The 24,736-nt window shown below is 33.7% G+C and carries 18 protein-coding genes; 14 read left to right on the forward strand and 4 right to left on the reverse strand.

Translation table 11 applies throughout. The features are described 5' to 3' along the window. The first annotated feature begins 9 nt into the window (after window positions 1–9). The 11 genes from thrA to BLT46_RS06070 all read left to right on the forward strand — a co-directional run bounded on the left by thrA (window position 10) and on the right by BLT46_RS06070 (window position 14,326). On the forward strand, window positions 10–2,412 hold the full coding sequence (gene thrA / locus BLT46_RS06020; protein ID WP_090407724.1) for a bifunctional aspartate kinase/homoserine dehydrogenase I: 2,403 nt from the start codon (window positions 10–12) through the stop codon (window positions 2,410–2,412). 74 nt (window positions 2,413–2,486) lie between these two features. Continuing rightward, window positions 2,487–3,677: a trans-sulfuration enzyme family protein gene (locus BLT46_RS06025; protein ID WP_090407726.1), complete on the forward strand. Its 1,191-nt coding sequence runs from the start codon at window positions 2,487–2,489 to the stop codon at window positions 3,675–3,677. A gap of 42 nt (window positions 3,678–3,719) precedes the next feature. Continuing rightward, on the forward strand, window positions 3,720–7,448 hold the full coding sequence (gene metH / locus BLT46_RS06030) for a methionine synthase (protein WP_090407729.1): 3,729 nt from the start codon (window positions 3,720–3,722) through the stop codon (window positions 7,446–7,448). 2 nt (window positions 7,449–7,450) lie between these two features. Beyond that, a complete protein-coding gene (gene metF, locus BLT46_RS06035) occupies window positions 7,451–8,407 on the forward strand; it encodes a methylenetetrahydrofolate reductase [NAD(P)H] (RefSeq protein ID WP_090407732.1) in 957 nt (318 codons plus the stop codon). A gap of 221 nt (window positions 8,408–8,628) precedes the next feature. Beyond that, window positions 8,629–9,807 (forward strand): acyl-CoA dehydrogenase family protein, encoded by a 1,179-nt coding sequence (locus tag BLT46_RS06040; protein ID WP_090407735.1) that lies wholly within the window; start codon window positions 8,629–8,631, stop codon window positions 9,805–9,807. 83 nt (window positions 9,808–9,890) lie between these two features. Further along, window positions 9,891–10,661, forward strand: a complete 771-nt coding sequence (locus BLT46_RS06045; RefSeq protein ID WP_090407738.1) for a DUF3050 domain-containing protein — start codon at window positions 9,891–9,893, stop codon at window positions 10,659–10,661. A 63-nt stretch (window positions 10,662–10,724) separates the two neighbouring features. Further along, window positions 10,725–11,444 (forward strand): 3-ketoacyl-ACP reductase, encoded by a 720-nt coding sequence (locus BLT46_RS06050; RefSeq protein WP_090407742.1) that lies wholly within the window; start codon window positions 10,725–10,727, stop codon window positions 11,442–11,444. Between the two features lie 154 nt (window positions 11,445–11,598). Next, window positions 11,599–12,306 (forward strand): monofunctional biosynthetic peptidoglycan transglycosylase, encoded by a 708-nt coding sequence (mtgA, locus tag BLT46_RS06055; protein WP_090407745.1) that lies wholly within the window; start codon window positions 11,599–11,601, stop codon window positions 12,304–12,306. A 97-nt stretch (window positions 12,307–12,403) separates the two neighbouring features. Continuing rightward, window positions 12,404–12,952 carry a hypothetical protein gene (locus BLT46_RS06060; protein WP_090407748.1) on the forward strand — a complete coding sequence of 183 codons (549 nt, stop codon included), beginning with the start codon at window positions 12,404–12,406 and terminating at the stop codon, window positions 12,950–12,952. A gap of 179 nt (window positions 12,953–13,131) precedes the next feature. Beyond that, window positions 13,132–13,605 (forward strand): Dps family protein, encoded by a 474-nt coding sequence (locus tag BLT46_RS06065; protein WP_090407751.1) that lies wholly within the window; start codon window positions 13,132–13,134, stop codon window positions 13,603–13,605. A 112-nt stretch (window positions 13,606–13,717) separates the two neighbouring features. Next, the gene (locus tag BLT46_RS06070; RefSeq protein ID WP_245722953.1) at window positions 13,718–14,326 is read left to right on the forward strand and encodes a DUF1684 domain-containing protein; all 609 of its coding nucleotides are present in this window, start codon (window positions 13,718–13,720) and stop codon (window positions 14,324–14,326) included. A gap of 51 nt (window positions 14,327–14,377) precedes the next feature. Here BLT46_RS06070 and BLT46_RS06075 read toward each other — a convergent pair whose 3' ends face one another. The 4 genes from BLT46_RS06075 to BLT46_RS06095 all read right to left on the reverse strand — a co-directional run bounded on the left by BLT46_RS06075 (window position 14,378) and on the right by BLT46_RS06095 (window position 20,374). Further along, a complete protein-coding gene (locus BLT46_RS06075; protein WP_394332440.1) occupies window positions 14,378–16,495 on the reverse strand; it encodes a prolyl oligopeptidase family serine peptidase in 2,118 nt (705 codons plus the stop codon). 116 nt (window positions 16,496–16,611) lie between these two features. Beyond that, a complete protein-coding gene (locus BLT46_RS06080; protein WP_090407754.1) occupies window positions 16,612–17,184 on the reverse strand; it encodes a DUF4625 domain-containing protein in 573 nt (190 codons plus the stop codon). Window positions 17,185–17,566: 382 nt separating this feature from the next. Beyond that, on the reverse strand, window positions 17,567–19,933 hold the full coding sequence (locus BLT46_RS06090; protein WP_090407760.1) for a TonB-dependent receptor: 2,367 nt from the start codon (window positions 19,931–19,933) through the stop codon (window positions 17,567–17,569). 66 nt (window positions 19,934–19,999) lie between these two features. Then, entirely contained in the window at window positions 20,000–20,374 is a 375-nt protein-coding gene (locus BLT46_RS06095) for a hypothetical protein (RefSeq protein WP_090407764.1), read from the reverse strand. Window positions 20,375–20,502: 128 nt separating this feature from the next. Here BLT46_RS06095 and BLT46_RS06100 point away from each other — a divergent pair, with 128 nt between their 5' ends. The 3 genes from BLT46_RS06100 (at window position 20,503) to BLT46_RS06110 (ending at window position 24,726) form a co-directional block, all read left to right on the forward strand. Further along, window positions 20,503–21,693: an aromatic amino acid transporter gene (locus BLT46_RS06100; RefSeq protein WP_090407766.1), complete on the forward strand. Its 1,191-nt coding sequence runs from the start codon at window positions 20,503–20,505 to the stop codon at window positions 21,691–21,693. A gap of 125 nt (window positions 21,694–21,818) precedes the next feature. Next, on the forward strand, window positions 21,819–22,991 hold the full coding sequence (locus BLT46_RS06105) for a BamA/TamA family outer membrane protein (RefSeq protein WP_090407768.1): 1,173 nt from the start codon (window positions 21,819–21,821) through the stop codon (window positions 22,989–22,991). A 97-nt stretch (window positions 22,992–23,088) separates the two neighbouring features. After that, window positions 23,089–24,726 carry a phosphoethanolamine transferase family protein gene (locus BLT46_RS06110; protein WP_245722954.1) on the forward strand — a complete coding sequence of 546 codons (1,638 nt, stop codon included), beginning with the start codon at window positions 23,089–23,091 and terminating at the stop codon, window positions 24,724–24,726. Window positions 24,727–24,736: the final 10 nt, after the last annotated feature.

Consider the following 24,736-nt stretch of genomic DNA (forward strand, 5'->3'; position numbering starts at 1 on the left):
CAGCATAAAATGAAAATATTAAAGTTTGGAGGGAAATCCCTTGCATCAGGACAAGCTTTTGACAATGTAATCAACATCATTACAGATAAAGCAAACCAAGGACGTATCGCTATTGTTGTTTCAGCTATTGGAGACACAACAGATACATTAGAAAATATATTAGAATTAGCCAAAACACAACAAGACTATAATACTGCCTTTGAAGCTTTTAAAAACAGAAGCTATCACCAATTAGCAGATATTAAAAAAGAGCTTGATGTATTGAGCAAATTATATGAAGGGGTTTCTTTAATTGAAGACTACAACTTAAAAATTAAAGATCAAGTACTTGCACAAGGAGAAGTTATTTCCAGTAAGATATTGGCCAAACAATTGACCGACAGAGGCTTTAAAGCAGTTGCTGTGGATAGTCGCCAATTTTTTATCACAGATAACAATTTCGGAAGTGCACAAGCCAATGAAGAACTATCAAAAGAAAAAACACAAGCTTATTTTAAATCATTAGATCAAAATACTATTGCTGTTGTAACTGGTTTTATTGGTTCTACCGAAAAAGGAGAAACAGTAACATTAGGCCGAAATGGAAGTAATTACTCTGCTGCATTATTAGCCAACTTCACTAACGCTGATGAATTGCAAAACTACACTCACGTAGATGGAATTTACACTGCTAATCCAGATTGGGTAAAGAATGCTCAGAAAATTGAAGAATTACACTTTGACGAAGCGAATGAATTAGCCAATTTTGGAGCCTCTATTTTACACGCAAAAACAATACTACCTCTTGTTGAAAATAATATTCCACTAAGAATATTAAACACATTAAATCCAAGAAGTACAGGTACATTAATTTCAGGTAAACAAACAATACAAGGAATTAAATCACTTTCTGTACAATCTGATGTAGCATTAATTCAATTTGAAGGAAGAGGATTATTGGGAATTGCAGGGGTCGATGCAAGAATATTTACAGCCTTAGCTAATGAAGAAATAAGTGTTGGTGTTATCTCACAGGGTTCTTCTGAAAGAGGAATAGGGTTTATTGTTGAAGCACAAGACGCTGAATTAGCAGCAGAAGCACTACAAAAAGAGTTTCAAAATGACTTCTATACAAAAGACGTAAACCGCATTTCTATCTTAAAAGATATTGCTGTTATTTCAATCATCGGACAAGACTTAAGCACCTTTGACAAACCTTATGCTGCCTTAGTTAAAAATAAGATTGTTCCTATTCTTTTCAACAATACGGTAACGGGTAAAAACGTGAGTTTAGTGGTTAAAAAAGAAGAAGCTAAGAAAGCATTAAATGTAATTCACGGACAAATATTTGGTATCGCTAAAAAAATAAACATTGCTGTATTTGGACACGGACTTGTAGGTGGTACTTTAATTGACCAAGTACTACAATCTGCTGAATCAATTGCTGTAAAAAAGAATATTGCCTTGAACATTTTTGCAATTGGAAACTCTAAGAAAGTCTTATTATCAGATAATGGAATTACGGCTAATTGGAGAGATCAACTTGTAAGCGATAGTATTCCTTATACAATTAAAGATGTTGTTGACTTTGCAAATCAAAATCACTTAGAGAACTTAATTGCTATTGACAATACAGCTTCAGGTGAATTTGTAAAAAACTATATTCCTTTAGTTGAGAATGGCTTTGACCTTATTTCTTCTAACAAAATTGGAAATACCATCTCTTATGATTTTTACAAACAATTGAGAGATACCTTAAAAGCAAATCACAAAGAGTATTTATATGAAACCAATGTAGGTGCAGGATTACCATTAATAGATACAATTAAGTTATTACACCTATCTGGCGAGAATATAACAAAGATAAAAGGTGTATTCTCTGGTAGTTTAAGTTACATATTCAACACATATTCAGTAGAAAACCGCCCATTTAGTGCTGTATTAAAAGAAGCAATTGACAAAGGCTTTACAGAACCTGATCCAAGAGAAGATTTATCTGGAAACGATGTAGGTCGTAAACTATTAATCTTAGCCAGAGAATTAGACTTACAAAATGAGTTTGAAGAAATAAACATTCAGAACCTAATTCCTACAGATTTACAAACAATAGATACGCCAACATTCTTACAAAGTTTAGAAAAGTTAAACCCTTATTTCGACAAAATAAAAGAAGGTCTAAAGCCAAACACTGTATTGAGATATGTAGGAGAACTATCAGGAGATTTACAAAAAGACAAAGGTATTTTAGAAACTAAATTGGTAGAAGTGCCAACTAATTCTGCCTTAGGTCAATTAAAAGGTTCTGACAGTTTATTTGAAATATACACTGAAAGTTACGGAGAAAATCCAATTATTATCCAAGGTGCTGGTGCTGGTGCATCAGTTACAGCAAGAGGAGTATTTGGAGATATACTAAGACTTGCTGACAAATAAAAAGACTGTTAACGGTTTATAGTTAACAACTGTAAACCGTTTTATACACTATCCCATACCCCAAAAACTAAAAAATGAGTACAACAACCCCCAACAATGAGTTTTGTTTTGAAACACAAGCCATCCGGACCCAAATAGAAAGAAGTCAATTTAACGAGCACTCTGCCCCTCTTTATTTGACATCAAGCTTTGTCTTTGATGATGCAGAAAATATGAGAGCAGTATTTGCAGATGAAATTGTGCAACACTCTTACTCTCGATTTACTAATCCCAACCAAACAGAATTAGTAGATAAGATATGTTTATTTGAAAAAGCAGAAGCAGGTTATGCTTTCGCTACGGGGATGGCGGCTATCTATTGTAGTTTGTTTCCATTACTAAAAACTGGAGACCACGTTATTTCCTGTTCAAACATATTTGGTTCAACAAGGTCATTACTAAGTAACCTTTTTCCAGAATGGGGAGTAACAACAAGCTATTTTGACGTCAACGAGATAGCGATTGTAGAGAGTTTAATACAACCAAATACTAAAATACTATTTGCTGAGAGTCCAACTAACCCTGGTGTAGATATTTTAGATTTAGCTTTATTAGGAGAAGTTGCAAAAAAACACAACTTAATCTTCATTGTTGATAACACCTTTGCAACACCATATTTACAAAACCCGATTGATTTTGGTGCGCATCTTGTGGTTCATTCAACAACAAAGTTAATTGATGGACAAGGGAGAGTTTGTGGAGGGGTAACAGTTGGCAATAAAGACCTCATTCAAAAGATATACCTATTTGCCCGTACAATTGGAACAGCAATCTCACCTTTTAATGCTTGGATAGTATCAAAAAGCTTAGAGACACTTGCTGTACGTGTAGATAGACATTGTGAAAATGCATTAGCTATTGCACAATTTTTAGAAAAGAACCCTAACGTAGAATTTATTAAATACCCGTTTCTTCCAAGTCATCCACAATATGAGATAGCAAAGAAACAAATGAAACAAGGAGGTAATATTATTGCTTTCGGCATTAAAGGAGGATTAGATGCAGGTCGAAACTTTATCAATGCTGTAAAGCTATGTAGTTGTTCTGCCAACTTAGGAGATAGCAGAACAATTGTTACCCACCCCGCTTCTACCACCCATAGTAAGGTTCCTCCGGCAGAAAAAATTGCCACAGGTATAACAGATAACCTGATTCGTCTGTCTGTGGGCTTAGAAAATGTAAAAGATATTATCAGTGATTTAGACCAAGCACTTCGTGCAAAGTAAAATCAAAAAGGAACAAATGAAGAACGAAAAAAAAGAAGAATTATGTCAACAATACAAACCAAAACGGATATTAGAGAACTGCTAAAAGAAAGAACATTGGTACTTGATGGAGCAATGGGTACAATGTTGCAGACATATCAGTTTACGGAAGAAGACTTTAGAGGAGAGCGCTTTGCTGATTTTGCACATTCTCTTAAAGGAAACAATGACTTGTTGTCTATAACTCAACCTGAAGCTGTAAAAGAAGTTCATCGAAAATATCTTTTAGCCGGAGCGGACATACTATCTACTAATACTTTCTCAGGCACAACCATTGCAATGGCCGATTATCACTTAGAAGACCTTGTGTACGAATTAAACTATCAGTCGGCAAAAATTGCAAGAGAAGTTGCTGATGAAGTTGAAGCATTAACTCCTGACAAACCCCGCTTTGTAGCTGGAGCTATTGGCCCAACCAACAAAACAGCAAGTTTATCTCCCGATGTTAATAACCCGGGGTATCGCGCAATTACCTTTGAAGAATTACGCATTGCTTATAAACAACAAGCAGAAGCTTTATTAGATGGCGGTTGCGATTTATTATTAGTAGAAACAATCTTTGATACTCTGAATGCAAAAGCAGCTTTATTTGCTTTAGACGAGATACGTGAAGAAAGAAATATTGATATTCCGATTATGATTTCGGGAACAATTACTGATGCTTCTGGACGTACTTTATCAGGACAAACAGTAGAGGCTTTCTTAATATCTATTTCACATATTCCCTTGTTAAGCATCGGATTTAACTGTGCTTTGGGAGCAGAACAGTTAGAGCCCTATGTCAAACAATTATCACAACATACGGCTGTCAATATTTCAGCACATCCAAATGCAGGATTGCCAAATGCTTTTGGTGAATACGACGAAACACCGGAAGAAATGAGAGCGTTAATCAATAGTTTTCTAAGTCAAAACTTAGTACAAATTATTGGTGGATGTTGTGGTACTACACCAGATCACATTAAGTTAATTGCCGAGGCAGTAGAAGAAAATCAAAGTGCACGTAAGGCATTTCCTAAAAGCACTCCTAAACCAGTTTTAGCATTATCTGGACTTGAACCACTCTACGTAACTGCTGAAGCTAACTTTATCAATATTGGCGAACGTACGAATGTAACGGGGTCACGACGTTTTCTTCGTTTAATCAAAGAAGAGAAGTTTGACGAAGCACTTGCTGTTGCTCGTGAACAAGTAGAAGGTGGAGCACAAATTATAGACATAAATATGGATGAAGGTTTGTTAGACGGTGTACACTGTATGACTAACTTTCTAAACTTAATAGCATCAGAACCTGATATTGCAAAAGTTCCAATTATGATTGATAGTTCCAAATGGGAGATTATTGAGGCTGGATTGCGAGTGGTACAAGGAAAGGCAATTGTCAATTCTATTAGCTTAAAAGAAGGAGAAGCATTATTTATTGAACACGCTAAATTAATTAGACGTTATGGCGCTGCCTCAGTAGTAATGGCTTTTGATGAAAATGGACAAGCTGATTCTTATGAGAGAAGAATTGAAATCTGTAAACGCTCGTATGATATCTTGGTTAATGAAGTAGGCTTTCCTCCTCAAGATATAATCTTTGACCCAAATATATTCCCGGTTGCAACAGGAATGGAGGAACACAACAACAATGCATTGGACTTTTTTAATGCGACGAAATGGATTCGGGAAAACCTTCCTTATGCCAATGTAAGTGGTGGTGTAAGTAATGTTTCCTTTTCCTTTCGTGGTAATAATAAAGTACGTGAAGCTATGCACGCTGCCTTCCTATACCACGCTATTCAAAATGGAATGAATATGGGAATTGTTAATCCTGAAATGTTAGAGATATACGATGAAGTTGATCCTGATTTAATGAGATATGTAGAAGACGTATTGTTAAACAGAAAAGAAGATGCAACAGAAAGACTATTAGACTTTGCAGAAAGTATCAAATCAGATGTAACAAGTAATACCTCAACTCAAAAAATTGAAGAATGGCGCGCTGGTACTATTCAAGAGCGATTGACACACTCTCTTGTGAAAGGCGTTGAAACCTACATTGAAGTCGATGTTGAAGAAGCAAGATTAAGTGTTGATCAACCTATCAAGGTTATTGAGGGTTATTTAATGACTGGAATGAACGTAGTAGGTGATTTATTTGGTGCAGGAAAGATGTTTTTACCACAAGTTGTGAAGTCTGCTCGAGTAATGAAAAAAGCAGTAGCTTACCTCCTTCCCTATATTGAAGAAAGTAAACGTTTAAATGCTACAGCCTCTACAGGTAATGCGGGAAAAATACTTATGGCAACCGTACGTGGGGATGTTCACGATATTGGAAAGAATATAGTAGCTGTCGTTTTAGCGTGTAACAATTATGAGATTGTGGATTTAGGTGTAATGGTCTCTCCTGAAAAAATCATTGAAACAGCCATAAAAGAAAATGTTGATGTAATTGGGTTAAGTGGTCTTATTACCCCCTCTTTAGACGAGATGGTTCACTTAGCAAAAGAACTAAACAAAATTGAAAGTAATATTCCAATTATGATTGGTGGTGCAACAACCTCAAGGGTACATACAGCTGTAAAAATTGCCCCTGAGTACGACAATTGTGTTGTTCACGTTCACGACGCTTCCCGCTCGGTAACAACTGTCAATCAATTACTTCAAAAAGAAATAAAAGAAGAGTTTAAAACCTCTTTAAAAGAAGAATATGATAAACTAAGACAAGACTACTTAGGTAGAGCAAGGGATAAGAGCTATGTTACCTTAAAACAAGCAAGAGCCAATAAGTTTAAAATTGAATGGAAACAAGAAGATATTGTTCAACCAAACTTTATAGGTACACAACAGGTATCTGTTGAATTAGATGAATTATTACCATTTATAGATTGGGCTCCTTTCTTCCGTTCATGGCAATTATTTGGAAAGTTTCCAGCTATTTTAGAAGATGAAGTCGTTGGAGAAACAGCCTCACAACTCTATGAAGATGCCTTAGTGATGTTAGATAAAATCATCCAAGAACGCTGGTTTGAAGCGAAAGGAATTATTGGAATATTTCCAGCAAACCAAGTTAATGACGATGATATAGAAGTGTACAATGAAAAAGGAGAAGTTATCAACACCCTATTAACATTGCGCCAGCAGTCATTAAAAAATGTCAAAGCACCCAATATTGCCTTAGCAGACTTTATTGCTCCAAAAGAAACAGGACTACAAGATTATATAGGTCTTTTTTGCGTTACAACTGGATTTGGAGTAGATGAAATTGCCAAAGCCTATGAAAATGACTTAGATGATTACAATGCAATTATGGTTAAAGCATTAGCCGATAGATTAGTTGAAGCATTTGCTGAATTTCTACACCACAAGGTAAGAAAGGAGATTTGGGGATATGCCCAAACAGAAGAGTTATCTAATGAAGAATTAATAAAAGAACACTATCAAGGTATCAGACCTGCCCCTGGATATCCAGCTTGTCCGGACCACCTTGAGAAAGGAACTATCTGGGAACTGCTACAAGTAGAACAAGAAATTGGCGTAAAGCTAACTGAGAGTTACGCTATGTTTCCTGCAGCAGCTGTTTCGGGTTACTATTTTGCTCACCCTCAAAGTAGATACTTTGGTTTAGGAAAAATAGAACAAGATCAATTGAAAGATTATGCAAATAGAAGAAGTATCTCTGTAGAAGATGCTGAAAAGTGGCTTGCCCCCAACTTAGCCCAAAATAAGAATTTAATACCAAGCTAACTATGAAAGTAACAGAACACATCAAAAATGCAAAAGGAAAGACACAAGTTTCATTTGAAGTACTACCTCCATTAAAAGGTCAAAACATAAAAGGAATTTTTGATTCTATAGAGCCTTTAATGGAGTTTAATCCCCCTTTTATAGATGTAACTTATCACAGAGAAGAATACGAATACAAAGATGCTGGAAATGGCTTATGGGAAAAAAGAGTCGTTAGAAAACGCCCTGGTACTGTTGGCATTTGTTCAGCTATTCAAAATAAATTTAAAGTAGATGCTGTTCCACATATTCTTTGTGGTGGTTTTACAAAAGAAGATACCGAGAACTTTTTAATTGACTTAGACTTTTTGGGAATTGACAATGTTGTTGCGCTAAGAGGAGATGCTGTAAAAAATGAAACCTATTTCAAAGCAGAACCAAAGGGTAATAAATATGCTTCCGAGTTAGTTGCTCAAATATCAGATTTGAACAATGGTATTTACTTAGACCCTGAACTTGAAAATACAAGCAAGACAGACTTCTGTATTGGTGTTGCAGGATATCCTGAAAAACACATGGAGGCACCTAACTTTGATACAGATTTAAAGTTTTTGAAACAAAAAATAGACAATGGGGCTGAATATATCGTTACTCAAATGTTCTTTGACAATACTAAATTCTTTGAGTTTGTTAAACGTTGTAGAGAAATTGGTATTGATGCACCTATTATTCCTGGATTAAAACCATTAGCGACTTTAAATCAGTTGAATTTATTACCTCATCGTTTTAAAGTTGACTTACCAGACGAATTGGTAGCAGAAGTTTTAAAAGCAAAAGATAACGCCGCAATTCGTCAAATAGGAATAGATTGGTGTATTCAACAATCCAAAGAACTCATACAAGCAGGCTTGCCTATAATCCATTATTACTCTATGGGGAAAGCAGATAATATTAAAAAAATTATTCAATCAAGCTTATAGCTATAATTCAAATTAGGCTGCTTCATTTTATATGAAGTAGCCTTTTTTATATAAAACTTGTTGTTTTATATCCCCTACTTAATTTCTTTACAAATAAATATCCTCTAAAATCAACTCGTCGAATTAAACACCCTCTCATAAGTAGAGGTTATCGTTACAAAAGTTGCATATATTCAAAATATAGTTATTTTTGTTTCTCAACCAATAAACCAAAAAACATTATGAGACCAGACTTGTTTCAAGCACCTGACTATTACTTATTAGACGATTTATTAACAGAGGAACATAAACTTATCCGTGATACAGCAAGAGCATGGGTAAAAAAAGAAGTTTCTCCTGTTATAGAAGACTTTGCTCAAAGAGCTGAATTTCCAAAACACCTTGTACCTGGATTAGCAGAAATAGGTGGTTTTGGTCCCTATATACCAACAGAGTACGGAGGTGCAGGGTTAGACCAAATTTCTTATGGTTTAATTATGCAAGAGATTGAAAGAGGAGATTCTGGAATTCGTTCAACTTCATCTGTGCAATCTTCTTTAGTTATGTATCCTATTTGGAAATATGGTAATGAAGACCAACGCAATAAATACTTACCTAAACTTGCTTCAGGAGAATTCATTGGATGTTTTGGATTAACAGAACCTGATTATGGTTCTAATCCAGGAGGTATGATTACTAATTTTAAAGATATGGGAGACCATTATCTTCTAAATGGAGCCAAAATGTGGATTTCTAACGCACCTTTCGCTGATATTGCAGTGGTTTGGGCTAAAAATGAAGAAGGAAGAATACACGGGTTAATCGTTGAAAGAGGAATGGAAGGTTTTTCAACTCCTGAAACACACAATAAATGGTCATTAAGAGCTTCTGCAACAGGAGAGTTAATTTTTGACAACGTAAAAGTTCCAAAAGAAAACCTATTACCAAATAAATCTGGATTAGGAGCGCCACTTGGTTGCCTTGATTCAGCTCGTTATGGTATTGCTTGGGGAGCAATTGGTGCTGCAATGGATTGTTACGACACTGCCTTGAGATACTCACAAGAACGCGTTCAATTTGACAAACCAATCGGAGCAACACAATTACAACAAAAGAAATTAGCTGAAATGATTACTGAAATCACGAAAGCACAATTACTAACTTGGCGTTTAGGTGTTCTTAGGAATGAAGGAAGAGCAACTACCGCACAGATATCAATGGCTAAACGAAATAACGTAGCTATGGCATTAGACATTGCACGTGATGCTCGTCAGATGTTAGGAGGAATGGGAATTACAGGAGAATACTCAATTATGCGTCATATGATGAATTTAGAATCAGTAGTTACTTATGAAGGAACACACGATATTCACTTGTTAATAACAGGAATGGATGTAACTGGTTTCCCTGCATTTAAATAAAAAACATTAAAATAGATAAAGTTTATTAAAAGAGCTTCTCTTAATGGAGAAGCTTTTTTAATTTTGCGTAAAATATTATCAGAATGACTATTCAAGAAATTAACGCACAGATTGCTGAGGAAAGAAATGCTCTTCTTCAACATCCATTATATGGTAAAATTAAAACTATTCCAAACTTATGTGCTTTCATGGAAGGACACGTATATGCCGTTTGGGATTTTATGTCATTACTAAAAGCACTTCAACAAAAGTTGACTTGTACAACAACGCCGTGGTTTGCTTCAGAACATCCACAAACGCGTTATCTAATTAATGAAATAGTACTTGCTGAAGAATCTGACTTAGCTATAGACGGAAGTCGTTTAAGTCATTTTGAAATGTATTTAGATTCAATGCACGCAGCTAAAGCTGATACAACGGCTATTGAAGCATTGATTACTACTCTTAAAAAAGGGATGCCAATTACAGAGGCAATTGACAATACAACACTTGACCAAAATATTAAAGAATTCTTACACTTTACATTTGACGTCATAGAAAGAGGACAAACACACGAAATTGCTGCCGCTTTTACATTTGGTAGAGAAGATTTAATTCCTGCTATGTTCACTGAAATCTTACGTGGTTTCCAGGCAAACTTCCCAGAAACAGACTTAACAAAACTTGTTTATTACTTTGAAAGACACATTGAACTTGATGGTGATGAACACGGACCAATGGCAATGCAAATGATTGTAGAACTTTGTGGTACAGACGCTCAGAAATGGGAAGATGTAGTTAGAGTATCTAAACAAGCATTAGTAAAACGTTACAAATTATGGAATGCAATTGAAAATGCTATCCAATTGCAATAAGGTTAACATTTATTAAACACTTTAAACATAAGTTTTTATTTATATTTACCAAAAAGCACCAATATGAAGAATTTAAAAGGAAAAAAAGCAATTATTACTGGAGGAGGAAGAGGATTAGGAAAAGCTACAGCAATAGCTTTTGCACAAGAAGGAATTGACGTTGCTATCACAGGACGAAATGAAAAGACTCTTCAAGCAACTGTAAAAGAAATTGAAGCATTAGGCGTGAAAGCTACTTATGCCGTTTTTGATGTAACAGATAAAGCAAAAGTAAAAAGTGAAATCGCTGCTGTAATCGAAAGATTAGGTGGTGTAGATATTATAGTAAACAATGCAGGTATCTCTGAATTCGGTAAATTTACTGATATGCCAGCAGAACGTTGGGAAGAAATCCTATTAACAAATGTTATGGGAGTTTACAATGTTACAAGAGAAGTATTACCACATTTAATAGATAAAAACGAAGGAGATATCTTTAACGTTGCTTCTACAGCGGGGTTAAATGGAAATGCAACAACATCTGCATATTCAGCTTCTAAATTTGCCGTTATCGGTTTATCTGAGTCATTAATGAAAGAGGTTCGTAAAAACAATATCCGTGTATGTACATTGACACCAAGTACAATTGCATCAGATATGTCTATTGAATTAGGATTAACAGATGGTAATCCTGACCATATTTTACAACCAGAAGATTTTGCAGAATTAATTGTTGCAACATTGAGATTACCAAGAAGAGCTATGGTTAAAACAGCATCGCTGTGGACTACCAATCCTCAATAATTTAGAGAGAAAAGAGAATTTATTTCCCTCTTATTACTTATTTTAAATACAGAAAAAACTCACTTTAATTAGTGAGTTTTTTTTTATTCGTATTTTTATCAAACAGTAGTAATTTTACTTACTTTTATCCGATTTTTAAAACGCCCTTTTAGGTATGCTACGAAGACTTACAAGATTCATTTTCAAAATATTAATTCTATTTTTTGGACTTAGTATTTTTTCAGTTATCTTTTTCAGGTTTGTTCCCATTCCTTTTACTCCATTAATGTTTATTAGAGTATATGAACAAGTAAAAGATGACAAGCAAATTAAACTTGAACACAAATGGGTTTCAATTGACCAAATAAGCGTCAATCTCCAAAAAGCAGTAATTGCAAGTGAAGATGGTCATTTCTTAAAACACAATGGTTTTGATTTTAAAGCGATTGAAAAAGCAATGAAAAATAACGAGAAAGGTAAACGTATTAAAGGAGGTAGTACTATTTCTCAACAAACAGCTAAAAATGTTTTTCTATGGCCTGGAAGAAGCTATGTTAGAAAAGGATTCGAAGCTTATTTTACCGTTTTAATTGAACTTTTATGGTCCAAAGAACGTATTTTGGAAGTATACCTCAATAGCATAGAAATGGGAGATGGTGTTTATGGAGCACAAGCAGCAGCTAAACACTGGTATAAAAAAGATGCAAACAAATTGACACCAACAGAAGCTGCAGGAATTGCTGTAATTCTACCAAATCCAAGAAAATACAAAGCAACAAATTCAGGGCCATATATCACTAAGCGAAAACAAACTATAACAAGATATATCAATGGTTTTGGCCCACTCAATTTAAAAAAAGTAGAGAAAAGCACTAAAAAATAGAGAAATAAAGAAGTATAATTATTTTTTGATACAAATTTTATAATAATTATATTTTTTAATAACTTTGAAGAAATATATATTTTAAAAATAAATTACTATGAAAAAATTATTGTTATCATTGGCCGTTGTTGGAATGTTATTTGCTACATCATGTAAAGATACTAAAGCAGAAGAAGGAGCTCAAGTTGAAGCTACTACTGATTTAAGTTCTTTCGAAAACGCAACTAAAGAAGCTGAAGCTAAATTAGAAGAAGCTAAAAAAGCTGTAGAAGCTGCTGCTGCTGCTGGAGATGAAAAAGCTAAAGAAGAAGCTCAAAAAGCTTTAGATGCTGCTCAAAAAACTTGGGATGAAGCTAAAGCTAAATTAGAAGAAGCTACTGCTGCTACTGAGAAATTAGCTACTGAAACTACAGAAAATGCTAAACAAGCTGTAGAAGATGTTAAAGACGCTGCTGCTGAAAAAGTAGAAGATGCTAAAAAAGCTGTAGAAGAAACTAAAGAAGCTGCTGCTGAAAAAGTAGAAGATGCTAAAAAAGCTGTAGAGGATACTAAAGACGCTGCTGCTAAAAAAGTAGAAGAAACTAAAGAAGCTGCAAACGAAGCTAAGAAGTCATTGAAAAATGCTGCTGACGCTTTCAAAAAGTAATCAGTTTTACACCTTATAAATTAAAGGAGCTATTTTAGCTCCTTTTTTTTTGCTCATATGCCAAAACAACTCCTATATCATATTCATTGTCAATAGCTAAATAATTTTATTCAATCAAAATCAGTTTCTATTTTCTTGTTGAGTGAGTAATTTTACATCAACAAAAAAAATGAATAACTATGAAAACAAATATTGGAATTACACAGGAAGCTCGTCAATCAATTACAGACATTTTATCACAATTATTAGCTGACGAATTTGTCCTATTTACAAAAACAAGAAATGCACATTACAATGTCGAAGGGATTGACTTTCACGCTATGCATTTATTCTTTGAAACACAATATGACGAATTAGAAGAAAGAATAGATGCAGTAGCAGAAAGAATTCGCCATTTAGGTCATTATGCTCCTTCTTCATTAAAAGACTACCTTAGATTGACTCATTTAAGTGAAGAAAGAGACAACGAAGGAAATGATAGTGCTTCTTGGATAAAAGACTTAACGAAAGATCACGAGACTATCATCATCTTCATCAGAGAGAATATTGAAAAAATAGAAGAACTTAATGATGCTGGAACAGCAGATTTCTTAATTGGATTAATGGAAGAACACGAAAAAGCAGCGTGGATGCTACGTGCACATATTAAATAAACTAAAGTTTTAAGAAAAAATAAAAGACTTGCCTATGAATAGGCGAGTCTTTTACTTTATACCTACTTCAATAAAGTATAGTATATTTACAAATCACAAACACTAAAGTAATATGAAAAAATTCATCGCTATGGCAATGTTAGCCTTAGTTGGAGTAGCTTGCTCAAACAATCAACAATCAGAAGAAGCACGTGCTGAACAATTTCAAAAAAACTTAAATAAGGAATTTAGTGATGCTAAGTCTTCTCCTCTTCCTAAAGATGCTCTTAAAAAGTTTAAATCATTAGATTACTTTCCTATCTCTGAAGATTTCGTCATTGAAGGAATATTTGTAAGAACTCCCGATGAACAACCTTTCGAAATGCCAACTACAACGCACAGAAAACCTGTTTATGTAAAATATGGGGAGATAAACTTTTCATTAAACAATAAAAATTTCAAGCTTGATGTTTTCCAAGATGTGGCATTACGTGAAAAGAGAGAATATGTTAATCATTTATTCCTTCCTTTTACAGACTTGACATCTGGAGTTACTTCATACGGAGGAGGAAGGTATATAGATTTAGAAATACCCGAAGGAGATAAAATTATAATCAACTTTAATTTAGCGTATAACCCATATTGTGTTTATAATCCTAAATTTTCTTGTCCAATTCCACCTGAACAAAATTTCATTGAAGCAGATATTAATGCGGGAGTAAAAGACTACAAATACGAATAAAAAAAAGCCGAGTTAATTAACTCGGCTTTTCTGTTTATAATAAATCGACTATTATTTCAATTTTTTTATTCCCATACTATACAATGTGAATGCTTGTAGATCAACATTCTCTTGTATTTGTTGCGCTATCGACTTACCAGCACCATGACCAGCATTTGTTTCGATACGAATCAACATAGGGTTAGTTCCTTTGTTTTTCTCTTGTAACGTAGCAGCAAATTTAAAACTGTGTGCAGGTACAACTCTATCATCGTGATCTCCAGTAGTAACCATAGTTGCAGGATAAGCAATCTCTTTTACATTATGAAGAGGAGAATACCCTTTTAAATACTCAAACATTTCTTTACTATCTTCAGATGTTCCATAATCATAAGCCCATCCCGCTCCAGCTGTAAACGTATGGTAACGCAACATATCTAATACCCCAACTGCAGGTAAAGCTACTTTCATTAAGTCAGGACGTTGAGTCATTGTCGCTCCAACTAATAATCCTCCATTAGAACCTCCTTTAATAGCAAGGAAATCAGAAGAAGTATACTTATTATCAATTAAATATTGTCCAGCAGCAATAAAGTCATCAAATACATTTTGTTTCTGCATTTTAGTTCCAGCTACGTGCCATTCTTTACCGTATTCACCTCCACCTCTCAAGTTAGGAACAGCATAAATACCTCCGTTTTCTAACCAAATAGCATTAGCAATACTGAAAGACGGCGTTAAGCTAATATTAAATCCACCATAAGCATAAAGCATTGTAGGATTCTTCCCATTTAACTCAATACCCTTCTTATGTGTAATAATCATTGGAACTTTAGTACCATCTTTAGAAGTATAGAATACTTGTTTAGACTCATACTGAGAAGAATCAAACTTAACTTTTGGTTGCTCATAAACTTTAGAAATCCCCTCTTTTGCATCAAAAGCGTAAATAGTTCCAGGAGTAATATAATTTGTAAAAGAATAATACAACGTAGTATCTTCTTTTTTACCTCCAAAACCACTTACAGTTCCAATTCCTGGTAACTCTACCACTCTAACTTCTTTTCCTGTATAATCGTATTGTTTAACAACAGACACAGCATCTTGTAAATAGTTAGCAAAGATATATCCAGCACCTTTTGTTGGTGTTAGAACATTTTTTGTCTCCGGAATAAAATCAACCCAATTTGTTTGAGCAGCGTTGTTAGCATCAACTGTTACAACACGTGTATTTGGTGCTTTATAATCAGTAGCAATAAACAACTTACCATCTTTACTATCTAAAATACCACTACTACTTTCAAAGTTATTAACAATGTTAATAATTGGGCTATTTGTTTTAGTTAAGTCTTGGATATACAATTCATTTCCATAAGTAGAATTTGCAGCTGTAATAACTAAATACTTATTATCACCTGTAACATAACCACCTACATACCTTCTCTTTTTATCTTTTCCAAAAATAAGAGCATCCTCTTTTTGTGCCGTACCTAATTTGTGGTAATATAATTTATGTTGGTCAGTCTTAGCAGACAATTCACTTCCCTCAGGCTTGTCATAACTCGAATAATAAAATCCTTCATTACCAAACCAAGAAACACCGCTAAACTTAACATCAACAAGCGTATCCCCAATTACCTTTTTTGTTTCAGCATCTAAAACAATAATCTTTCTCCAATCACTTCCTCCTTCAGAAATTGCGTAAGCAACTTTAGATCCATCTTCAGAGAAATCAACACTTCCTAAAGAAGTTGTTCCATCCTTAGAAAACTTATTTGGATCTAAAAAGACTTCTTCCTTGCCAGCCTCGTCTTTTCTATATAAGATAGATTGATTTTGTAAACCATCATTTTTAAAGAAATAAGTATATTTCCCTTCTTTAAAAGGCGCACCAATTTTCTCGTAATTCCAGGCTTCCTCCATTTGTTTTTTCAAATCATCTCGGAAAGGAATTTGAGCTAAATAATTGTAAGTAACCTCATTCTCTGCTTTCACCCAAGCTGCAGTTTCTTCAGAGCGGTCATCTTCTAACCAACGATAAGGATCAGCAACATCAACTCCAAAATAAGTATCTACTACTTCACCTTTATTAGTTACTGGGTACTTCAATGCCTCAGCACTTGAACTATCTCCTTGTTTACACGATATAACGATTGTAGCAACAAGCAGTGTCATAAATGTTTTTCTCATAAATAGGGTAATAATTAGTTATAAAAACAAATATAAATAAATATAGGTAGTAATCCATCTTTATGGCACTATACCAAAAGCAAAAAGCAAGGATATCCTTGCTTTTTGTTATTATATTAATGATTATGGTCGTGATCTCCTTCTTCGTGGTCATGGTCGTGGTCGTGTCCACTATTACCTTCACCAGGTCCAACAATTTCAATGTTTCTAAAAACCATTGTTTGGTTTCCTGCCTTATCAAGAACCTGAACCATAAAATGATATGCTCCACGTTTTACGTCTGCAGGAATAACAATTTCGTGATGATGAACATTTGCATTTCTCTGTCCATAAATATCATCCCATACGCGGAAAAACTTAAAAGCCTTACGGTTGTCATTTTCATCATCGTCATCGTGATCATGATCATCGTGTAATACTACAATCGAATGAGATTCATTATGACTTCCATGATCATGCCCGTCAAAATTACTGTGTATATCTACTTTATAACGTCCTAAAGCGATATTATCCGATAATTCCATATCAAAGTGAATATCTTTTCCCGCTTCAAGTTTTGCCCCTTCAACGGGTGCATTTAATATTACTACTGGTTTTTCTGTATCGATACCGTCATCACCAGTGGTACATGAACTAAAACCTACTATACTTAAAATTGATAAAACGAATATATTTTTTACTGTTTTCATTTTTTTACTTTTTTACTATTAAAATTTCTTTGTTTTGATAATTGAGTTTTCTAAATGTAAAATACATTTGGAGGTCCTCTCAACCAATAGAAATTAATAGTATTCAGTAGGGTAAGACATTCATTAAAGACAGCTTTTTCAATATACTGATGTACATAGAAAGGCTCCCATTCAACAATATCAATAACAAAAGCTGGTGATATTTTATATAGATATTGATCACAATAATGAACAGTATCTGCATCAACCCACTCTGTTTTATTAGTTCGAACACCATATTGGTGCTCTATGATGACATAGTGTAAAAGATTACTTATATGTGGGACTAAAAAAACCACATACATGAAGGCGAACCAAATTACACGTATGCTTCTTTTTGTCATTAAAACGGAATCTGTATCATCAATTGAATTGATCTACCTAGCTCCGGAATCTCTAATGGGCGATAGAAACTCATATGATTTAATATCTTAGTGTCAAAGATATTTGTTGCTGTTAAGCTTGCTTTCGCTTCAAACTTACCAAATAATAAAGTAGAAGAAATACCTGCTCCAAAGCTTTGTGAACTTGGAGTTATAGCTTCACCTTGAGCAATTCTCTCTTGTCTTGCAAACCACTTCCCATTAAAATGAACTTCCGGTTGTTTTAAAAATCTCCAGTCATTAAAAGTATATTTCAACTCCCCATAAAAGTTCATCGGAGGAGAAAAAGGCAATGGATAGTCTCCTTTTTTACCATTAGACAATTGTCGATTATAAATATATTCAAACACTCCCTCAAACGTAAAGTCCTTCAAGAATTGCTTTTCAACCTTCCATTCAAAACCAGTAATTAATGCTTTAGACTGTGAATATTGATAAATTTGCCCACTATCAGGTAATACAGAGAAAGTACCAGTAGGTCTTAAAAAAATATAATTTGTAAAGTAATAAGCATAAGGACTTACAGAAGTATTAAAACCTTCCGTTTCATAACTTGCTCTAAAATCAAAAGCAACTCCTTGTTCTGGTTTTAAATTTGCATACCCCTTTTCGTGTCTAAACGCTCCGTGATGCACACCATTTGAAGCCAACTCAATTGCAGTTGGGAATCTAAAGTTTGTTCCGAAAGTACTTGCTAATTGAATTTTAGAAGTAAGTTCATACTTAGCACCAATCATTCCATTAAAACTCGTAAAGTTTTTATCTAACTTACTACTGCGTTGTGCATAATCTCCAGCGAAATTAGGAGAATGTCCTAAGTCAACTAAATAATCATACAACACATTATCATAAAAAGGTTTTATATGAATTTCTGCGTAGTCAACTCTTGCTCCTGCTTCCCAAGACAATCTATCATTTACAAAATGTTCGTGCATTGCAAAAGCACCTACTCCAAAACGATTAAATTTAGGAAGTAAGAATCCGTATCCATCAATTACATTATTCTGATAATTATATTGAACACCAATTGTAGATTTGTGATTATTTGGAGAAATATATTCATACTTAGCAGAAGCATCAAATGTATTTAAAGTAAACTGTAACTCTAAATTAGGGTCCTTTTCTGGAGCAACTTGATCTTCAAAGTGAGTATGAAATTTACTCATCTCCTGGCGCTTATTATTTTGAAAAGCCAATACAAAACTCAACTTCTCTCTATCAGATAAATTAAACGTTGATGTATTTACAATCTTAAAGTGATTTACACTTTGATTAGGTAATTCTATATTTCTATGATTTCCATCATCAACTACAGAAGCGATATTTGGCAATCCGTGTGAACCAGGAAAGAAACCACTCTTATCATAAACATCACTAACGCTTAAAATATTAGAAAAGTCATTAGATACATACCCAACTTGTCCATACAACGCAAAACCTTTTCCTGCCGTATTTTTCATACGTCTACCATAAATAGGAATGGTTGTATCTAAGTAATTTATACGATCTGTCGGAACACGGTAATCCCCATATTCTTGTCCTGTTGCTTTAAACTTATAGAACAACTTATCTTCTCTTGCCTTTAGCTGCACAGACGCCCCATAAGAATCGTTTACCGTTTTACCAAATATAGTAGCATTCCCTGCAAATGAGTGTACTTGAGGTATCTTTTCATTATTAATTTTAATTACACCTCCAATTGCATCACTACCATACTCAATAGCTCCAACTCCTTTAATAATCTCAACTTCTTCTGTACTAAAAGCATCAATCTCTAATCCGTGATCTGCCCCCCATTGTTGTCCCTCTTGCTTTGCTCCATTTTCAGCAACAGCAATTCTATTAAACCCAAGTCCACGGATAATTGGCTTAGAAGCTCCTGCTCCAATTTCCATAGCATTCACACCAGGTACTGATGCTAATGTCTTTGCAAAAGATCCTGAGAAATTCTCAACCAACTTCTCATTAGACACTTTTTCTGTATTACTAATTGTTTTTAATCCAGCAGTAGATACCACTACTTGATCTAAAAGAGTCGAATCCTCTTTCAAATGGAAATGCAAAGTAACATCAGACTTTACATTTAAAAGTGTATCAATTGGCATATACCCTAAATAAGATATACTTAAACGGTAAGTTCCTTCGACAACAGGGTTAAAGATAAATCTACCTTTTAAATCAGACATAAGTGACTGATCTTTAAAAGATATAGTACTTCCCACTAATGCTTCTCCATTAAAATTAGAAACGTCACCTTTAACTGTATAAGTTTGGCCAAACGTAAGTACTGAAAACATTAGTGAAAACACAATAAATAGCATTCTCATTTGATTGCAATAATTTAATTAAACGTAAAAAATACGGTAGGTCTACAAAGACGTACCAAACGAAAATTAAACGTTTGCAGGAGGTGCCCTTAAAGAATAGTAAACATGGGATAATGGAGTAAACTCAAGAATTGCTAAATCCTGAACCTTTTGAGATAGTTCAAAATTCACAAAATCTACTTCCATAATGTTCGCCTGAATATATGGCGTAATGATTACGTCACAAGCAAAACATTTTTCAAGCTGACCATGGTGTTCTTTTAATTGAAAAGTATGTCCATTGTCACTTCTCTTCTCATGAAAGTGTGCATGTGAACTATGCTCTTTTTCGTAAGTAGAAGAAGAAAAGATATGCTCATAACTATGCACAAATTGAAAAACAATGGTAAACATAAATGCCACCATTAACAAAATTCTTGCTATGTTCTTCTTTCTTTGCATAATGGCAAATATAGACAGAATATTAATTAGTTTACACTTTTTCTAAATTTTTTACAAAAAGGAAAGTAATTGATTATCTGATTAAGCCAAATCCTTTCTTACCTTTGCAAGCAAACAAGAATTTAATTATGAATAGTAAACTTTTAGGTAGCATATTGATTATTGCAGGATCATCTATTGGAGGAGGAATGCTTGCAATGCCCATTACTTCTGCAGGAGTAGGTTTTTTAGGTACACTATTATTGCTATTCGTAATTTGGTTTGCTATGTGCTATACAGCCTTGTTAATGGTTCGCATATACGATTTCAATTTACCGACAGATGGTTTTGATACATTGACAAAAAAATATGCAGGTATGGTAGTCAATCGAATTGCAGGACTAAGTTTAATGTTTTTAATTTATGGTCTTACTGCTGCTTATATGACAGGAGGAGGAACAATTCTTAAAACTAATGCAGACCAACTTTTTGATACAAATATTGATAGCAGATTAGCAATTCTTATTTTCTCCATTCTTTTCAGTAGTATTGTTCTGATTGGAACACGATGGGTTGACTTATTTACAAGGGGATTATTTATAGCAAAACTTATTTTCCTATTTTTACTTGTTGTGTTGATGACTCCTCTAATACAAGGAATAAACTTATTAAGTATGCCTTTATCACAAGGCTTAATCGTTACCGCTATACCTGCTATTTTTACTTCATTCGGTTTTCATGGAAGTATTCCGAGTATAGTAACCTATTTAGATGGAGATAAAAAACTACTTAAAAAAGCTTTTATCTTAGGGAGCTTATTACCTTTAGCTATCTATTTAATTTGGCAAACAGTTGTATTAGGAAGTTTAGATCAAACTTCATTTATGCAAATATTGAACGATAACTTAGGGTTAAAAGGATTAATATTAAGTGTTCGAGAAATGGCACAATCCCCTTCTGTAGAAACCTTATTTAGCTTTTTCGCAGCAGCGGCATTAGGAACTTCATTCTTAGGAGTAAGTATTGGCCTTTACGATTACTATAAAGATTTGTTTAAAAATAAACAGAAGCAATTCATCAAACCTCTATCGGGAGCACTAACCTTTTTACCTCCATTAATGTTCGCCTTATTTTATCCAGAAGGTTTCATTCTTGCATTAGGTTATGCAGCAATTGCAGGAGTTATCTTAGCTTTAATCATACCAAGTATTTTATATATTAATGCAATGAGATTTCACAACATTGCAATCCCTATGTATCAATATCTCTTATTGGCAATGATTTTTATTTTCTCAGTTATCATTGTATATGCACAGCTAATCGTAGTCCAAAACCAATAATTCTTAATATAAACCAAAACACTGCCAAATAACGTTAATCAATTCTTCTAAAGGCCGTTATTTACTAATATTGAAAACTTGAAGACTTAGAATTTTTGTATCTTTGCAGCTTATTTTTTCCGTATATGATAAAAAATTCCTTACTAATAAAATCCTTATTTATCTTTCTGTTTTTCAGTACAATATCTTTTTCACAAAAAAAAACAGATATTTCTTTAGCAAAGATAGAGAACGACTCAGTCTTTGAGAAACAAAAGTTTTTTGACCGTATTGTTAGTTATTTTGAAGAAGCTAAAAAAGATAAATCTCAAAGTAAATTTGATCTTTCTTTTATTGGTGGACCGAGTTATTCTGTTGACACAAAACTTGGGCTGGGGATTGTTGCTTCTGGTCTATACCGTTTAGACAAAGAAGATCTTACACTTAATCCTTCTAATGTTTCAATTTATACTAATTTCACTACCAGTGGTTTCTTTTCTATTGGAATTGAAAATACCACAATTTTTCCTAATGATGACTATCGTATATTTTATGATATGGCTTTTCAATATATGCCAAGTAAATTCTATGGTATTGGTTATGAAGCAGGAAATAAAGGAGATTATACAAAATATGATAACTACCAATTAGGCTTAAAATTTGACTTATTGCGCAAAATATTACCTAATACATATGTTGGGTTAACTTTTTCTGCTCAGAACATCAAAAGTAGAAACTTTGACGATGAAAGTATGAGACCAGAGGCTAATCCCAAAAACACAGCTATTGGTGGTGGTTTTTTAGCGACTTATGATTCAAGAGACTTTATCCCAAATCCATCTCGAGGATTATACCTAAAATATGAACAAACGTTCTTTCCTAAATCATTAGGAAGCAATAAACATTTTGGACGTATCGACTTTACAGCAAGAGCATATAAAGAAATATGGACAAACGCTACGTTAGCTTTTGATTTAAATGGAATTTTTAACAATGGAGAAGTACCTTGGTCAATGCTATCTCAAATTGGTGGCTCTCGCCAAATGAGAGGATACTACACAGGTCAATATAGAGATAGGAAACAAATTAACTCTCAAGTAGAATTACGTCAAAAAATATATAACAGACATGGTATAGCTGTTTGGGGAGGTGCAGGAAATGTTTTTGAAAACTTTAAAAACTTTGATTGGAATCATACCTTACCAGCTTATGGTATCGGTTATAGATGGGAATTTAAAAACAGGGTAAATATTCGACTTGACTACGGATTAGGTAAAGGTCAAAGCGGATTCTATTTTAATATTAATGAATCATTCTAATTTGTATAGCATGGAAAATGGCGTTGCAAAAAAAAGTCTTCTAATAAGACTAATCAATAATCCTATAATATTATTCTGGTTTTATATTGCGGTAAATATGGCTCCAACTATATTTTTTGCGTTTACCCAACCTGTTAACATAATTGGAAAGTTAGTTATTATTATTTTTCCTTTAGGACTTTATATGCTGATATTCTCAGTTGTTAAGAATACTGGATTCTTACAAATCTTATTCTTCCCTTTATTATTTTTACATGCTTTTCAGATTGTCCTTTTTTACTTATTTGGAGAGGATGTTATTGCAGCAGATATGTTTTTAAATGTAGCTACAACAAATACTTCTGAAATCAACGAGCTATTGGGGAGTCTAATTCCATCTATCATTTTGGTTTGTGTTTTATACATTCCTCCAACTATTTTCGCAATTTTACAGTGGAAACGCAAAAACTTTTTAGATGTAAAATTCAGAAAAAGAAAAGTTCTCCCAGCTTTAGTTTTATTACTTACCTCATTAGTTCTTTCATTTGCTAGTGCCAATAATAATACAAACACTTTTGCTTTTAACCAAGATGTTTACCCTATAAATGCAATACACAACCTTGGTTTTGCTGTAAACAAATGGGATAAAGTAAAGCGTTATCCTTTAACATCTGCAGACTTTTCTTACAAAGCTGTAAAAGACACCACTGTAACTCCTAACAGACAAATCTATGTGCTGATTGTTGGTGAAACGAGTAGAGCAGATAATTGGTCTTTATATGGTTATAACAGAGAAACTAACCCTAATTTAAGTAAACAAGAAAACCTTGTGGTATTTAATGATGCTTTAACTCAATCAAATACTACACATAAAAGTGTTTCAATTATACTTTCAGATGCTGAAGCTGAAAACTACAATTTAATCTATCAAAGAAAAGGAATTATTCACGCTTTTAAGGAGGCTGGTTTTACAACAATCTGTCTCTCTAATCAAGCTGAGAACTCTTCTTTTATAGAATACTTCACTAAAGAAGCTGATATCTATCAAACAATCCGTAAAACGCATAGTGGGACTGGAATGACAGAGAATCATTATGACGAAGAGTTAATTGCTCTAATGGAAAATAAAATAGCTGAAAATGATGGAGATTTATTCATTTTACTACACACATATGGTTCTCATTTTAATTATATGGAGAGATATCCTGAATCTTTCCAAAAGTTTATGCCCGATGCAGTGGCAGGAGTTAGTAAATCTGAGAAAGAACATTTAGTGAATGCTTATGATAATTCAATTTTATATACAGATCACTTCCTTTCAGGGACTATAGATGCTTTAAAAAGAACAAACTCATCTGTTGTTATGCTTTACACTTCAGATCATGGAGAAGATTTATTTGATGATGAAAGAGGTCGTTTCTTACATGCTTCACCAAGCCCAACTTACTATCAATTAAGAATTCCAATTATTATGTGGTTTTCTGATTTATATAAGCAAGAATTTCCTGAAAAAGTCAAAATGGCAAATGTAAATAAAGAAAAACCGATTTCAACAAATGCTGTTTTCCACACAATGATAGATGCATCAACGATACATACACCTTATTTAGAGGAAGATCTGTCATTAGTAAATCCTGATTTTGCAATTAGAGATAGAATGTACTTAAATGATCACGACATTGCAATTCCATATCTAAAAATGAACTTGAAGAAACAAGACTTCAATATGTTGAAAAAAAATAACATCAAAAAATAATACGAAATAT

This window comes from Myroides phaeus (assembly GCF_900099675.1).
Taxonomy (GTDB): domain Bacteria; phylum Bacteroidota; class Bacteroidia; order Flavobacteriales; family Flavobacteriaceae; genus Flavobacterium; species Flavobacterium phaeum.

Bases quoted from the DNA above. Each gene is read 5' to 3' on its own strand.
- BLT46_RS06060 (WP_090407748.1), top strand. From the start codon at position 12,404: ATGAAAAAATTATTGTTATCATTGGCCGTTGTTGGAATGTTATTTGCT.
- metH (WP_090407729.1), top strand. From the start codon at position 3,720: ATGTCAACAATACAAACCAAAACGGATATTAGAGAACTGCTAAAAGAA.
- BLT46_RS06090 (WP_090407760.1), bottom strand. From the start codon at position 19,933: ATGAGAATGCTATTTATTGTGTTTTCACTAATGTTTTCAGTACTTACG.
- thrA (WP_090407724.1), top strand. From the start codon at position 10: ATGAAAATATTAAAGTTTGGAGGGAAATCCCTTGCATCAGGACAAGCT.
- BLT46_RS06025 (WP_090407726.1), top strand. From the start codon at position 2,487: ATGAGTACAACAACCCCCAACAATGAGTTTTGTTTTGAAACACAAGCC.
- BLT46_RS06065 (WP_090407751.1), top strand. From the start codon at position 13,132: ATGAAAACAAATATTGGAATTACACAGGAAGCTCGTCAATCAATTACA.
- BLT46_RS06105 (WP_090407768.1), top strand. From the start codon at position 21,819: ATGATAAAAAATTCCTTACTAATAAAATCCTTATTTATCTTTCTGTTT.
- BLT46_RS06095 (WP_090407764.1), bottom strand. From the start codon at position 20,374: ATGCAAAGAAAGAAGAACATAGCAAGAATTTTGTTAATGGTGGCATTT.
- BLT46_RS06075 (WP_394332440.1), bottom strand. From the start codon at position 16,495: ATGAGAAAAACATTTATGACACTGCTTGTTGCTACAATCGTTATATCG.
- metF (WP_090407732.1), top strand. From the start codon at position 7,451: ATGAAAGTAACAGAACACATCAAAAATGCAAAAGGAAAGACACAAGTT.
- BLT46_RS06070 (WP_245722953.1), top strand. From the start codon at position 13,718: ATGAAAAAATTCATCGCTATGGCAATGTTAGCCTTAGTTGGAGTAGCT.
- BLT46_RS06080 (WP_090407754.1), bottom strand. From the start codon at position 17,184: ATGAAAACAGTAAAAAATATATTCGTTTTATCAATTTTAAGTATAGTA.
- BLT46_RS06050 (WP_090407742.1), top strand. From the start codon at position 10,725: ATGAAGAATTTAAAAGGAAAAAAAGCAATTATTACTGGAGGAGGAAGA.
- mtgA (WP_090407745.1), top strand. From the start codon at position 11,599: ATGCTACGAAGACTTACAAGATTCATTTTCAAAATATTAATTCTATTT.
- BLT46_RS06110 (WP_245722954.1), top strand. From the start codon at position 23,089: ATGGCTCCAACTATATTTTTTGCGTTTACCCAACCTGTTAACATAATT.
- BLT46_RS06045 (WP_090407738.1), top strand. From the start codon at position 9,891: ATGACTATTCAAGAAATTAACGCACAGATTGCTGAGGAAAGAAATGCT.
- BLT46_RS06040 (WP_090407735.1), top strand. From the start codon at position 8,629: ATGAGACCAGACTTGTTTCAAGCACCTGACTATTACTTATTAGACGAT.
- BLT46_RS06100 (WP_090407766.1), top strand. From the start codon at position 20,503: ATGAATAGTAAACTTTTAGGTAGCATATTGATTATTGCAGGATCATCT.